The sequence below is a fragment of the Bacillus sp. ms-22 genome, from assembly GCF_009759805.1.
GTDB classification, from domain to species: domain Bacteria; phylum Bacillota; class Bacilli; order Bacillales; family Bacillaceae; genus Bacillus; species Bacillus xiamenensis.
Genome location: NZ_CP046653.1, coordinates 1437326 through 1451899, shown reverse-complemented (window position 1 = coordinate 1451899; position 14574 = coordinate 1437326). Strand labels below are relative to the sequence as shown.

The following is a 14574-nucleotide window of genomic DNA, read 5'->3' as shown; positions in this document are numbered from 1 at the left end:
CGAATTTACATTCATCGGTTTTACAAGGGAGGGGAAAACACCGTTTTGAATCTGAAAACACACAATCACATGATCATGTTGCTGACCTGTTTTGTTCTCATCGCCAGCACGTTGCCCATGACACATGCGACTGCTCAAACAGACCAAGCAGTCGTTGCAACAGATGAAATCAATGTGCGAACCGGTCCTGGTTTGAGCTATGGGATCGCAGCTGTTGCGAAACGAGGAGAAAGCTATCCGATTCTCACTGAACAAGGGGAATGGGTGCAGATTGGGCTATCGAACGGACAAAAAGGCTGGATTGTCTCATGGCTGATTACCCGGTCATCTGACACGCAAAAGCCTGCGAAGACAAAGACGCAAGATCAACGTGCAGAAGGAAGCCGCACAATTACCTCGACAGCCTCCGATCTTCGCATTCGGACAGGCCCAGGGACTTCCTATCAAGTCATCGGAACTTTCCCGCAGGGCGCTTCCGCTAAGAAGCTGGGCACAAGCGGCGCATGGACAAAAATTTCGTATCAACAAGCAGAAGGCTGGGTCCACTCTGATTACATTTCTGGCGGACAAAAAACTTCTCAATCAAGTTCAGGTGAGTCCGCTCGTTCTAAACAGACAGGCACAGTTGGCGTATCCAGCTTGAATGTTCGACAATCAGCGGCACCAAATGCACAAGTGGTGGCTTCACTTAGCCGCAATACACACATCACCATTTTACGAGAGCAAAATGGCTGGTATGAAATCGAAGCCAAAGGGACAAAAGGCTGGGTTGCAAGTTATTATATTGTCACAAGCCAAGGAGCAAGTTCGGCCCGTGAAAAGAGTTCATCCTCTTCGTCCTCTCATCAGAACGCGTATATCGTCTATGATGGAACGAATATTAGAAAAAGCGCTTCTACCTCTGCTGCGATTGCAGAAAGATCAACGAAAGGAGCAGCTTATCAAATTGTTCGAACGCAAGGTGACTGGTATGAAGTCACCCTATCTAACGGCGGAACAGGATATGTGGCGAGCTGGGTTGTTCAAACAAAGAAAAATAGCAGCGAGGCACCAAGACCTCAGCAGGATTCATCGTCTGGAACTGGATCTTTAAAAGGGAAAACGATTGTTCTTGATCCTGGTCATGGCGGGAAAGACAGCGGCACGATCGGCGCAGACGGTGCTTTTGAAAAGAATATCACCATAAAAACCGCCAATTTACTGGCAGGCAAATTAAGAGCTTCTGGAGCAAATGTGTATTTAACAAGAAGTGATGATACATTTATCAGCCTTCAATCGAGGGTTGCCACTTCTCATTACCGAAATGCAGATGCATTCATCAGTCTTCATTATGATAGTTTTATGGACCCAAGTGTCAGAGGAAGCACCGCATATTATTATCAGGCATCAAAAGATCAAAGCCTAGCGGCAAACGTTCATGCTGAAGTCGCAAAACGATCACAAATCCCAGATAAGGGTGTTAAATTCGGAGATTATTTTGTTTTAAGAGAAAATAAACGCCCTTCCCTTTTATATGAACTCGGCTATTTAAGCAACCCTCAGGAGGAAGCGATCATCTATAGCGCCTCTTACCAAGAGCGAGTGACAGAAGGAATGACAGAAGGATTAAAACAATATTTTCGATAGAAAAAAAAGAGGCCGCTGCGCCTCTTTTTTGATGCCAAAAGAAAAAGACTCTAAACAAACTCTCAGCAAGAGTTTATCTACAGTCTATTCTTTGCTATCCATCAAAATCGTGACTGGCCCTGAATTGGTCAATGACACGTCCATCATCGCGCCAAAACGGCCAGTTTCAACAAGGATGCCCTTTTCTCTAAGGGTTTCATTGAAGCATTCGTAAAGTGAGTTTGCCATATCCGGCTTGGCAGCTTTCATAAAATTAGGCCGTCTGCCTTTTCTCGTATCACCATAAAGGGTAAATTGAGACACAGACAGAACGCTTCCTTTTACATCCAACAATGAACGATTCATTTTCCCGTTTTCATCTTCAAAAATACGTAAATGTACCAGCTTTTCAGCTAAGTCATGCACATCTTCTTCTGTATCTTCATGTGTGACACCAACCAGCACCATATATCCTTCATTGATGGCACCTGTGACCTCATCTTCCACCTTCACAGATGCACTCGTCACACGCTGAACAACAAGCCTCATAGACGATATACTTCCTTTCTAATTCATAAATCGGCGAACAGAGTAAATGTCTTTGATTTGTTTGATGCGTTCCACTACTTTATGCAAATGATTGATATTTTGGATAAAAATAGCCATATGAATCGTCGCTACTTTGTTACGATCAGACTTCCCAGAAACAGAGGAGATGTTTGTTTTTGTTTCATTCACTGCTTGAAGCACCTCATTGAGTAAGCCGCGCCTGTCATATCCTAATATCTCAATTTCCACATTGTATTCTTTACGGTTTCGAGCAGGCTGTTCGTGCTCCCACTCGACCGGGATTAACCGCTCCTGCGCTTCTCCAGTCTTCACGTTCGGACAGTCCTCACGGTGAACAGATACGCCCCGTCCTTTTGTAATAAAGCCCACAATGCTATCACCAGGAACAGGATTACAGCACTTGGATAAGCGGACAAGCAGATTATCAATTCCTTTGACTCGTACGCCCGCTTCGCGTTTTTTCCCGTGATATGGTTTTGACTCTACCGTCACTTCTTGGACGGTTTTCTCTTGTTCTTCCTGATCTCTTTGTTTTCTTTCTTTTTCAGTTAAACGATTCGCCACTTGGAGTGCCGTAATTCCGTTATAACCGACGGCCGCATACATGTCCTCTTCATTTGAGAAATTAAATTTATCGGCCACTTTTTGCAGGTTTTCAGGTGTCATAATGTCTTTGACATCAAACTCAAGGTTTTTGATTTCTTTCTCCACGAGTTCTCGGCCTTTTTCGACATTTTCTTCACGGCGCTGTTTTTTGAAAAACTGTCTGATCTTGTGCTTCGCTTGGGAAGTTTGGGCAAGCTTGATCCAATCCTGACTTGGACCATAGCTATGCTTAGATGTCAGAATTTCAATAATGTCACCTGTTTTTAATTTGTGATCAAGTGTGACCATTTTGCCGTTGACCTTGGCTCCGATTGTTTTATTCCCAATTTCCGAATGAATCCGGTACGAAAAGTCAATTGGAACTGAACCAGACGGCAGCTCAATGACGTCTCCTTTTGGCGTAAACACAAACACCATATCAGAGAAGAGATCGATTTTTAACGATTCCATAAATTCTTCCGCATCTGTGGATTCATTTTGGAATTCTAGGATTTCTCTAAACCAAGACAGCTTCTTCTGGAAAACAGCTTCTTCCGTCGATTCTGCTGATTCTTTGCCTTCTTTATACGCCCAGTGTGCCGCAATTCCGTATTCCGCAATTTCGTGCATTTCTACTGTACGGATCTGAACTTCCAGCGGGTCGCCTTTTGGACCAATCACTGTTGTATGAAGTGACTGATACATGTTCGGCTTTGGCATAGCAATATAATCTTTAAATCTGCCTGGCATCGGCTTCCAGCACGTATGAATAATACCGAGTACGGCATAGCAGTCTTTAATGCTGTCCACCAAAATACGAACAGCCAGCAAATCATATATTTCATTAAACTGCTTATTTTGCAAGACCATTTTGCGATAAATGCTATAAATATGTTTCGGTCTGCCGGAGAATTCAGCCTTGATGTTCACCTCAGACACACGGTCTTTCACTTCATTAACAACCTCGTCCAAGTATTCCTCACGTTCCGCTCGTTTGCGCTTCATGAGATTCACAATCCGGTAATATTGCTGCGGATTTAAATAGCGGAGGGCTGTATCCTCAAGCTCCCACTTAATCTTTGAAATCCCTAATCTGTGCGCAAGCGGTGCAAAAATCTCAAGCGTTTCATTTGAAATTCTACGCTGCTTTTCCTGCGGAAGATGCTTGAGTGTTCTCATATTGTGAAGACGGTCTGCCAGCTTAATCAAGATCACACGAATATCCTGCGCCATTGCAACAAACATTTTCCTGTGGTTTTCAGCCTGCTGTTCTTCTTGTGATTTATATTTAATCTTCCCGAGCTTTGTCACACCATCAACCAGCATTGCCACTTCTTCGTTAAAATGCTCTTTTAAATCCTCTAATGTCACATCCGTATCCTCGACAACATCATGCAAAAAGCCGCCAGCAATGGTCGAAGGGTCCATTTCAAGATCAACAAGAATTCCAGCCACTTGAATAGGATGGATAATATAAGGCTCACCGGATTTCCGGTATTGCTCCTTGTGTGCATTCTCAGCATACTCGTATGCACGCTCTATAAATTGAATATGTTCAGCGGACAGGTATTCTCTTGCCTTGTCAATGACCTGCTGCGCCGTTAAAACTTGTTCGTTCGCCATGGAATCACCTTTTTTAAATGAAAACTGTATTGTAGTTTATTATCAAGAAAAATTCGATAGATGTAAAGAGAAGAAGTCCGCTAAAAGATTTTTGATAGGAAAAAAGCACCCTTCTTACTGAGTGCTTTTTTCGTAAAACTCCATTAGTATTGCATTAACGTCAAGATGTCGTAACCGTCCAGCTTCTTTCTGCCATCAAGATACGTCAGCTCAATTAAAAATGCAATCCCTGCAACAACGCCGCCTAATTCCTCAACAAGCTTGATGGACGCTTCAATCGTTCCACCAGTCGCAAGTAAATCATCTGTAATCAGTACACGCTGACCAGGACGAATCGCATCTTTATGAATCGTTAATACATCTTTACCGTATTCCAAACCGTAATCAACTTTAATGACTTCACGAGGAAGCTTTCCTTCTTTACGAACTGGTGCAAAACCTACACCAAGTGCATATGCTACAGGACAGCCAATAATGAATCCACGCGCTTCAGGTCCAACAATGAGATCAATGTCTCTTTCCTTTGCGTATTCAACGATTTGATCCGTTGCATAACGGTACACTTCGCCTTTATCCATTAATGTTGTAATATCTTTAAATTGTACACCTTCCTTTGGGTAGTCAGGTACAACTGTCACATATTGTTTTAAATCCATCTTTTCCTTTTCCTCCTCGTACGTCAAAGCACAGGTGAGACTTCGCTCATCATGCTATTCAGCCATTCCTTCAGCTCTTTGGCTGAGGAATATGTTAGTGTTTGATCGAGTTCCATCAATCGTTGTTTTGCTGTATAAGACGATGATGCGGTTAAATCTTTTTTAGGGGCATCACGTACTATTGTCAGCACACCATTCTCTATTTTAACAAAACCGAGTTCAAAAAACACCTTTGTCATAAAAATGATTGTATCTTTTGTCCAGCCTCTATGTTTGGCAAGCTCCATGCCTTGTTCTTTGAGAGGAAAACTCCCCCGTTTTAACAAGAACCCATAAAACCATTTAAATTGGTCACGGCTCGGGAATGCGGACATAAAGTGATCTTCTTTCCGTTGAAACACCGTATAAATTCTTGCTGGTTTTTGATTTTCTAAAAGCAACTTGAGCAAGTGCTCATCTGCGGGAACATCGGCAAAGACCACATATTTCTCATGGACATCAAACGATGTAACATTGTCTGCATCGACAACATGAACCGGAATTTCCGTTTGCCGTTTTGTTTCTTCATCAAAACAGAGCACAACACTTTTCTCTGGATCAAGTGTTGATACTTTCTTTTCCCAATCCTTTTTCCCGCGTAAATCAAACAGCTGCCATTCATCCACTCGAGCGTCCTTTAACATAAGCTGAGGTTTCTTTCGATTATTCCATTCATTAATGGAGATCTCGCCAATGACCGAAATTTGACTTCCTGGGACGAGTTCTTCTTTTAGATTGCCTTGATGAAAACCGACACAGTCCAGCAGTTTGTCTTCGTCTTTCAGTGACATTTTTATATGATTTTGATTGGCCCCAATCGTTCGTATGTCTTCAAGCTTGGCGTCTTCAATCATGATAAACGGCTTAGGGTTCTGCATGCCAAATGGGGACAGCATCCCCACTTCTTCAATGGCCTGCACCGTAATCTCGTCCACTTTACATACCGCATCAACCCGTTGAATCGGAATAAAATCTTCTTCTGTCAACGTTTCATTTGCATATTGATTCAATCTTTCTCTAAGCAAAGGAACATCATCCGCTTGAAGTGTCATTCCTGCTGCCATAGGGTGTCCGCCAAAATGCGGCAGGATGTCACGGCACTTGCTCAAATGGAAAAACAAATCAAAGCCAGGAATACTTCGTGCTGACCCCTTCGCCATCTGCGTTTCTTCGTCTATGCCTAGCACAATCGCCGGACGAGAAAATGTATCAGTCAATTTCGAGGCAACAATGCCAACAACGCCAGGATTCCAGCCCGCTTTTGCGACAACGATGGCAGACTGGTCACCGCCCGTCTCTTCGACCATTCGAATGGCTTCTTCCGTGATCGTACTGACGATTTTCTGCCGTTCTTTGTTGAGTTCTTGAACAAAACGAGCGAGCTCTTCTGCTTCATCCCTATCCTCCGTCATGAGAAGATGAACAGCTGGGTCTGCCTGCTCAATTCGTCCGACTGCATTCAGCCTTGGCGCAATTTGAAAGCCGACTGTTTCCTCATTGGCTTCTTCAAGAGTAGCCCCCGCTTCTTTTATTAACGCTTTTAGCCCAGGACGACGAGACTGCCGAAGCTGCATAAGGCCTTTTTTTGCAAGCCATCTATTTTCATCATGCAGCGGGACAAGATCCGCAATTGTTCCAATTGCAGCAAGATCTAATAAATCTACAGGCAGTTTCCCTAGGAGGGCATGTGCCACTTTAAACGCAACACCGACACCAGCCAGTTCTTTAAATGGGTACTCACAGCCTGGCTGCTTAGGGTGTACAATCGCAAGTGCCTCCGGCAGTTCCTCGCTTGGTTCATGGTGATCTGTGATGATCAGGTCTAATCCTATTTCTTTTGCAATTCGCGCTTCATTTACAGCAGCGATACCTGTATCCACTGTGATGACAAGCGATGCTCCCTGCTCTTTAATATATCGGAAAGCCTGTTCGTTTGGCCCATAACCTTCTTTAAATCGATCTGGAATATAAAAGTCTACTTTCGCAGACCGCTCTTTTAATGTATGTAAAAGTACAGACGTACTTGTCACACCATCTGCATCATAATCTCCGAAGATCACAATCGATTCTTGCGCTTCGATCGCTTTGTTGATGCGCTCTACTGCTTCTTTCATTCCTTTTAATAAGAATGGATCATGAAATTCGGCTTTTTGATCAAATAAAAAAGACCTCGCTTCTTCTACTTCTTCGAGTCCTCTTTGTACAAGAAGTGATGCAGTCAGCGCAGAAATATTCAGATTTTCAGAGAGTGATTTCACTTTTTCTTCGCTTGGATGCTCATATTCCCAGCGCATTTTGGATAATAACATAAATTCACCCCTCAACCACACTATTATACTAGAGTGGCCTGAGGGGTTTCAATTTTTATTTTATGAAATTGGACTGGAAGATTATTTTTCCTTCCGGTCAAAAGACGCTGTTTGTTCTTTTAAAGGCGTGACATTCGATTTCTTTTGAACGTCTTTGTCTGCCTTTTTGGAAGAAGCAGCAGGAACAGTCGCAGCGGCTGCACGTTCAGCTTTTAATGCTTTTAGTTCACGTTTCAGTTTTACAATTTGGAAAATCCCTGCAAAAGCCACAATGAGCCCGCCCATGAGAACAGAGCCGATAATGACAAGGATCAGCGGCCATTCAGCCGTTCCAAATAAGTAGTCTACCTGCACAGGCCGCACATTAATCACGGCAAAAACTGAGACAATTAATACGAAAATAAATGCGAGTATAATGGTCCATTGTTGTTTATTCATCTACATATCCCCCAAGCTTTTTCTTTTATTCTTCCCTTTTTCTTGTCCTTTTTAAACACACAAGGAAAGCAGCGGAAGATCTTCTATCAGCATGGGTGTGATTAGCTGCTGAGTTTTTCTTTAATTAAGTTCTTTAATTCTTTTCTTTCTCCAGAGATGACAAGGGTATCCCCTTCTTCAATGATCGTATCTGGTCCTGGATTTAAAATCTTCTCATGTGACTTTCTCACAATGGCGATGACTGTCACTTGATAATTTTGACGAACATCGAGGTCGCCAATCGTCTGTCTAACAGCTGGTGCGTTCTTTTCAATCTTAAACCATTCGATCATGAGTTCATCAATGGCAACCTCCACTGTCTCAAGCGCCTTTGGTTTATACACCATACCGCCTAAAATAGCCGAGATTTGCCTTGCTTCTTCATCGCTAAGCAAGATACCAGAAATACATTCTTCGTGATCATCCTCTTGAAAATGATACATCTCTCTTCTGCCGTCATCATGTGTGATGATGGCAAGCTTCTCATTATTTCTTGTGATCATTTCGGCTTTGTGACCGATACCAGGCAGTTCAGTTTCCCGAACCTTCATAACAGCCCCTCCAATGAATAAAGCCAAATGCCCAAAACAGGCACTTGCTTTCTATACTGATCTAAACGTATGTCATTATAGCAAAAGACCATTTCAAGATCAACGAAACCCGAAATGTTTTTTCAAATTGTCTTATTGTTGTGACAAATGGAGATGATGCATGAAAAAAAGACTGCCATGCTGGCAGTCTCAGATTGTTGGCAAAGGGCTAAAATGTTGTTGATTTTAGCCCTTTGTCTTCTTTTCAGCGTGACATGAAAACCTTTGCAGTCTAGGAAGGACGAGTACTGGCGCGGAGCGAATTTGACATTCGTGAGCACCAGCACGCAGGACTGACACCGAATGCGAGGGTTTGTCTACACGCTGAGACTGCCATACTGGCAGTCTTTCTTGTTTAGATGTCTTGTTCTGTGTCTACTTTAGCCGGTCTTTTCAGCTCACGGCCTTTCCACATCAGCCAAATTTGTGCCGCGATATAAAGAGATGAATACACCCCTGTTAATAGGCCAACAAGTAAGGCGATAGAGAAGTTTGTAATAGACGCTGATCCGAAGATAAGCAGTGCAATAACCACTACAAGTACGGTGAGCACGGTGTTCACAGAACGCGTAAAGGTTTGCTGTAAGCTTAAGTTCACAATATGTGATAAATCTTCAATGGTTTTCGGTTTGCGTTTCTTCATTTGTTCACGAACCCTGTCAAAGGTCACGATCGTGTCATTGATCGAGTACCCGATGACCGTGAGTATCGCTGCAATGAAGGTGACATCCACCTCTAACCGCGTAATACTAAAGAAGGCAACGATAAAGAATGCGTCGTAAAGCAGTGAGATAATCGCTGCAATGGCCATTTTATACTCAAACCGGATGGATACATATAAGATAATCCCGATCGAAGCAATGATGACCGCGTACAATGCGTTACGTGCAAGCTCTTTTCCGACTGTCGGAGACACTGTACTTACGTTAGGCTCAGTTCCATATTTATCTTTGAAGTAATCTTTCACTTCGGCGATTTTTTCTTTATTCGGAACACCGACAAATCGAGCAGCTGCCTGATTTTCTTTTTGACCCGATAACACAACACTGTCTGTTTCAAGACCAAGCTTTTTAAAATCTTGCTCTACTTGCTCTGTTGACAGCTTGTGATCACTTTGGACATCAACCCTTGTTCCACTGGCAAAGTCAATACCTGCATTGAGCTTGAAGATCGAAAGCACAATGATTCCAGCAATGGTCACAGCTGCTGAGAAAATCATGAAGCCTTTACGTTTGCTGACGAAATCCCATTTATCAAATGGTGTTTTCGGTTCGGTATTTTCTGTTGTTTCATGAATGTTCATGATGTCTTTTTTGCGAACGCCAAACCAGCCTTTTCTCCGGTCGAGATAGCGGCTTTCTACAAGAAGCCCAAGGAGGAATCTTGATAGGAAGACAGCCGTGATAAAGCTTGTTAAAATCGATAGGATGAGCATGGTTGCAAATCCTTTTACAGAACTTGTTCCAAAGAAGAACAGAACCCCGCCGGCAATAATACTTGTTAAGTTCGCATCAAAGATCGTGGCAAACGATCTGCGGTTACCCGATCTGAAGGCAGAACGCACAGATTTACCGAGCTTGAGCTCCTCTTTGATCCGTTCATAAGTAATAATATTGGCATCGACAGCCATCCCTACCCCAAGAATCAAAGCAGCGATTCCAGGCAGCGTCATGACCGCACCCATCCAGTCAAAAACTTGCAGTGTGATATAGATATAAGCTGACAGTGTAATGACAGCAATTAGACCTGGTAATCGGTAATAAAGCAGCATGAATAAGAAGATAAATGCTATTCCTACAATTCCTGCAAAGACTGTTTCGTTCAGTGCTTGTTCACCAAACTGTGCACTCACAGATGTTGAATATTTTTCCGTTAATTTTACTGGCAATGCCCCTGCATTTAAAATGCTCGCAAGGTCTTTGGCCTCTTGAACCGTAAAGTTCCCTTCAATTTGTACGTCACTGCTGTTAATCTCTTGATTCACATTCGGCGCAGACACATACTTGTGGTTTGATTTAGTGACTTCTTTTTTGAAGGAGTCTCCCTTATGATAATCAAGCCAAATAACAAGCTGATTATTTGGTGCCATAGCCGCTACTTTTTTTGTCACTTCGCCAAATTTTTTCGCATCTTTTAGTTTGACCGTCACAATCGGCTCATTCGTTTGGTTGAATGTTTGTTTTGCACCGTTTTCAACAAGATCAGATCCGTTTAAGAGCTCTTTATCATTCGTATCTCTGAAGGAAAGCTGAGCTTCAGTTGAAAGAATTTCTCTTGCTCTGTTTTGATTTTTTACACCCGCAAGCTGCACGCGGATACGGTTGTTGCCTTCAATAGAAATGTTCGGCTCACTGACTCCAAGCACGTTGGCTCTTCGGTTTAAAGCCTCTACTGTACTGACGAGAACACCATTTGTGATCTTGTCTTCTTTTTTCACTGGGTGTACATCATACAGAACTTCAAATCCACCCTGTAAGTCCAGCCCTAGCGTCATATCTTTCGCAACAGGCTTCGTTAATAAGCCCACACCAGTTCCGATTAACAGAACCACTAAGAAAAACGCAAGAATGCGCCCTTTTTTCATTATGTATTTCCTCCTTAAACACCTGAATCCATTAAGATGGCTTATTTCAACAGTTCATCCAGCATATTCTTGCCATCTTCACTGTCCAAAAAAGCAGACGTTTTAAACGACTGAACGGTTGCATAGTTCATAAATTCGCCAATTTTCACAGATAAAATATCTGCAACCATTTCATGAATCGGATAATCTTGTTTTTTCTTCCACTTCTTATTCTCTAAGTATGACCATAATTCCTCTAAATCAACATCTTTGTAGCCCAAAACAATGAATTCTTCAAGCTTACTGAACAGAAAAGGCTTTAAATGGTCTTTGTATATAGCAGCCGGATGTTGTGTCAATGTGAGGCTCCCCCTTTTCAGTTTTTTATCGAGAGACTTGTCATGCTTGGACGATATACACGCATATCTTATTGTATATGATTCTATGTCGTTTGAGAAGGCAGGTGATCTGTGATTTGACGAAGCAAACGTTTTTAAAAGGGACAATCATTTTAATTTTAGCAGGTTTCATCACGAGAATATTGGGTTTTGTGAATCGAATTGTGATTGCAAGGTTCATTGGAGAAGAAGGCGTAGGGCTTTACATGATGGCAGCACCTACCTTTTTTCTCGCGGTGACGCTGACACAATTCGGACTGCCTGTCGCTATCAGTAAGCTTGTCGCAGAAGCAGAAGCCCGGGGTGACAAACAGAAAACAAAACGCATTCTGGTCATGTCCCTTGCGATAACAGGAACACTTAGCCTGATTTTCACGCCGCTCTTTTTATGGTTTGCCCCTATTATGGCGGAAAATATGCTGACAGATCCTAGAACGGTCTATCCACTGCTTGCGATTACACCAGTCGTACCCGTCATCGCTATCTCAAGTGTGCTGAGGGGATATTTCCAAGGAAGACAGCAAATGAGCCCGCTTGCAATGTCACAGGTACTGGAACAGGTTGCAAGAATTTCACTTGTGGCAGTATGTACAACAGCTTTCCTTCCTTATGGAATTGAATATGCGGCAGCAGGTGCTATGATTTCATCAGTGATTGGCGAGATGATTTCACTTGCTTACTTACTGATCGCCTTTCGCTATAAAAAAACCATCCGTATCCGAAAACGATTTTTCAAGGCGATTCATGACGGGAAGGACACATTTAAGCAGCTGATGAGTATTGCGCTGCCAACGACAGGCAGCCGTTTTATCGGCAATATCTCGTGGTTTTTAGAGCCGATTGTAGTCGCGCAAAGCCTTGCAATTGCCGGATATGCGGCTGTTGAAGCGACAAGGCAGTACGGAGAATTGACCGGTCTTGCGCTCACCCTTTTGACATTGCCTAGTTTTATTACGTATTCCCTTTCCACCGCATTAGTCCCGGCAATTAGTGAAGGAATGGAGCAGAACAAACGCAAAACGGTAGAATACCGGCTAAAGCAGGCGATGCGGCTTTGTTTATTAAGCGGGGGCATTTCATGTATTATCCTTTTTGTGTATGCAGAAAATTTAACCCTCTTTATGTATGGTTCATCTCATGCGGCCATCTATGTAAAATTCATGGCACCCTTTTTTCTTCTCTATTACTTTCAAGGGCCGCTTCAAGCCGTCCTTCAAGCGTTAAATTTAGCTGGTGCGGCAATGACCAACAGCCTGATAGGGGCTGTTGTAAAAACAGGAATGATCTTCGTCCTTGCCTCACAGCCAAGCTTTGGTATTATGGGCGCAGCACTTGCAATATTAATCGGCATCGTCCTTGTCACATTGCTCCATGCGGCAACTGTCGGTAAAGTGCTGCCTATTCATTTACCATTGAAAGAATATGGACTTTGCTTCCTTGTGATCATAGGCACAGGGGCTGTCAGCTTATGGATGAAGCATCAAGCGGGCGGACTCATTTCTGCCCCTTTAGAGCTGATCATGCTGATCTTTGTTACATGTGTGCTGTATGTCATTCTATTAATCTGTTTTGGGCTCGTGAAACGAGAAGAGCTGCGCCGCATCCCGTTAATTGGGAAGCTGCTTTAGCTCATCTTTTCTTTATGACTTCATCTTTCAAATCAATATAAAAATGCTTCTGATTAAAGCTGCAGTAGGAGATTTGTTCGATGTGATCATAGCCTCTTTTGGCAAGCTCCTTTCTCAGCCACTGTTCATCATGGTTGATCTGCTTGAGATGATCATGCTGAACCACACCGTCTGCAATAAGAGGAAGCTCAAGCGCTGCATGTGTGCGCTTGTTTTCTTTTTCAACAACGGCAAGCTTTCCTGAAGGCTCTAAGATGGCGTACGAGACATCCTGAATACTATCTATGTTATTTTCTCTTAATTGAATGAGCAAATCGTCAAAATTGTAACGCTGTTTTCTCATCGCACCCTCGTCTATTTTCCCGTTTATAATGAGCAAGGCCGGCTTGCCGTCAAGAAAGCGCCGAACACCTTGAAACTTTAATGAAAGATAGGCAAGGGTGATTTGAATGAAGGTTAACAGCAGGATCGGCCATACCGTATGTAACATATGATCCTCTACTTCTTCTATGGCCAGCACCGCAATTTCAGCGATCATCATAAAAATGACAAGATCTAAAATACTCAGTTCTCCAATCTCCCTTTTGCCCATTAAACGAAAGATAAACCAAATGAGAAAATATAAAATGATCGTTCTCATGGAGATAATTAAGATGTCCTGCATATGATGTAAACCCTCCTTATCCACCATAGCTTGTGTCAAAACACTTTATTTATGTAGAAAAGAGAGCCTCTGTTTTTATCGTGAGAAACATGTCTATTTTTTCTTCAACGTGAATACATTTTAGTAAAAGACAAGCTTCGGTCAATTGGAGAGGAGACGAATCACATGCAGGAAACGAAACAAATAGGAAAAGGCATTTTATCCGGCTTAATTGCTATTTTTGTCGTGATGATTGTGACAAGCTTACTTGTGTCACTTATGCTTACCTTTACGAGTATGCAGGAATCATCGTTTAAATGGATGATTATGATATTGTCCTTTGCGGCACTTCTTCTAGGAGGAATCATTTCTGGTGGAAAAGCAAAGGAGCGGGGCTGGCTCATAGGCGCCATCACCTCTTTTATCTTTTCTCTCACTGTATTTTTATTTCAATATTTAGGGTTTGGAGAAACCTTTTCGCCAGGACAATTCATCTATCATGCGGCCTTTTTGGGGATTTGTATGCTAGGGGGAATGATTGGCGTCAATCTTCGAGGCAAATAAAAAAAGAGCGGTGTGATCCGCTCTCTCTTTTTTATGGCTATGTATTGGAGGATTAGCCTTTGTCAGCTAATTCTCTAATAGCACGACGGTCGAAAGTTAAACGGTTGTTTTCGCTTGTTTTGATGACCACTTTTGATTCATCAATTGAGTCGATTTCACCGTGTAAGCCGCCGATTGTGACGATTTTATCGCCTTTTGATAAAGATTGCTGCATTTGACGCACAGCTTTTTGTTGCTTTTGCTGTGGACGAATTAACAAGAAATAAAGCACAGCAAACATGACAACAATCATAATGATTGAACCCATACCACCATCCATTCTAT

13 protein-coding genes are annotated in these 14574 nt (G+C 42.6%); 3 read left to right on the top strand and 10 right to left on the bottom strand.

Annotated features, from left to right (window positions below; all coding sequences use genetic code 11):
* Positions 1-45 precede the first annotated feature (45 nt).
* A complete protein-coding gene (locus tag GPA07_RS07530) occupies positions 46-1626 on the top strand; it encodes an N-acetylmuramoyl-L-alanine amidase family protein (protein ID WP_157292289.1) in 1581 nt (526 codons plus the stop codon).
* 84 nt (positions 1627-1710) lie between these two features.
* Here GPA07_RS07530 and dtd read toward each other — a convergent pair whose 3' ends face one another.
* The 8 genes from dtd to GPA07_RS07490 all read right to left on the bottom strand — a co-directional run bounded on the left by dtd (position 1711) and on the right by GPA07_RS07490 (position 11376).
* Complete coding sequence (dtd, locus tag GPA07_RS07525) at positions 1711-2154, bottom strand: D-aminoacyl-tRNA deacylase (protein ID WP_157292288.1); 444 nt, start codon at positions 2152-2154, stop codon at positions 1711-1713.
* A gap of 18 nt (positions 2155-2172) precedes the next feature.
* Complete coding sequence (locus GPA07_RS07520) at positions 2173-4383, bottom strand: RelA/SpoT family protein (protein ID WP_008360869.1); 2211 nt, start codon at positions 4381-4383, stop codon at positions 2173-2175.
* Between the two features lie 143 nt (positions 4384-4526).
* On the bottom strand, positions 4527-5039 hold the full coding sequence (locus tag GPA07_RS07515; protein WP_008342729.1) for an adenine phosphoribosyltransferase: 513 nt from the start codon (positions 5037-5039) through the stop codon (positions 4527-4529).
* Positions 5040-5062: 23 nt separating this feature from the next.
* Positions 5063-7387: a single-stranded-DNA-specific exonuclease RecJ gene (gene recJ / locus GPA07_RS07510; protein ID WP_157292287.1), complete on the bottom strand. Its 2325-nt coding sequence runs from the start codon at positions 7385-7387 to the stop codon at positions 5063-5065.
* 81 nt (positions 7388-7468) lie between these two features.
* On the bottom strand, positions 7469-7825 hold the full coding sequence (locus GPA07_RS07505) for a LapA family protein (RefSeq protein WP_008360873.1): 357 nt from the start codon (positions 7823-7825) through the stop codon (positions 7469-7471).
* Between the two features lie 101 nt (positions 7826-7926).
* Complete coding sequence (locus tag GPA07_RS07500) at positions 7927-8415, bottom strand: cation:proton antiporter regulatory subunit (RefSeq protein ID WP_008360876.1); 489 nt, start codon at positions 8413-8415, stop codon at positions 7927-7929.
* Positions 8416-8809: 394 nt separating this feature from the next.
* Complete coding sequence (gene secDF, locus GPA07_RS07495; RefSeq protein WP_157292286.1) at positions 8810-11038, bottom strand: protein translocase subunit SecDF; 2229 nt, start codon at positions 11036-11038, stop codon at positions 8810-8812.
* 41 nt (positions 11039-11079) lie between these two features.
* Complete coding sequence (locus GPA07_RS07490) at positions 11080-11376, bottom strand: post-transcriptional regulator (protein ID WP_008360989.1); 297 nt, start codon at positions 11374-11376, stop codon at positions 11080-11082.
* A gap of 116 nt (positions 11377-11492) precedes the next feature.
* Between GPA07_RS07490 and spoVB the strand changes: the two genes are divergently transcribed.
* The gene (gene spoVB, locus GPA07_RS07485) at positions 11493-13043 is read left to right on the top strand and encodes a stage V sporulation protein B (RefSeq protein ID WP_157292285.1); all 1551 of its coding nucleotides are present in this window, start codon (positions 11493-11495) and stop codon (positions 13041-13043) included.
* Position 13044: 1 nt separating this feature from the next.
* Here the strand turns inward: spoVB and GPA07_RS07480 are convergent, their stop codons facing one another.
* Positions 13045-13707 carry a DUF421 domain-containing protein gene (locus GPA07_RS07480; protein ID WP_008360991.1) on the bottom strand — a complete coding sequence of 221 codons (663 nt, stop codon included), beginning with the start codon at positions 13705-13707 and terminating at the stop codon, positions 13045-13047.
* 165 nt (positions 13708-13872) lie between these two features.
* On the opposite strand from GPA07_RS07480, the gene GPA07_RS07475 reads away from it, so the two are divergent.
* The gene (locus GPA07_RS07475) at positions 13873-14250 is read left to right on the top strand and encodes a TIGR04086 family membrane protein (protein ID WP_008360992.1); all 378 of its coding nucleotides are present in this window, start codon (positions 13873-13875) and stop codon (positions 14248-14250) included.
* 52 nt (positions 14251-14302) lie between these two features.
* On the opposite strand, the gene yajC is transcribed toward GPA07_RS07475, so the two are convergent.
* Positions 14303-14569, bottom strand: a complete 267-nt coding sequence (gene yajC, locus GPA07_RS07470; RefSeq protein WP_008360993.1) for a preprotein translocase subunit YajC — start codon at positions 14567-14569, stop codon at positions 14303-14305.
* Positions 14570-14574: the final 5 nt, after the last annotated feature.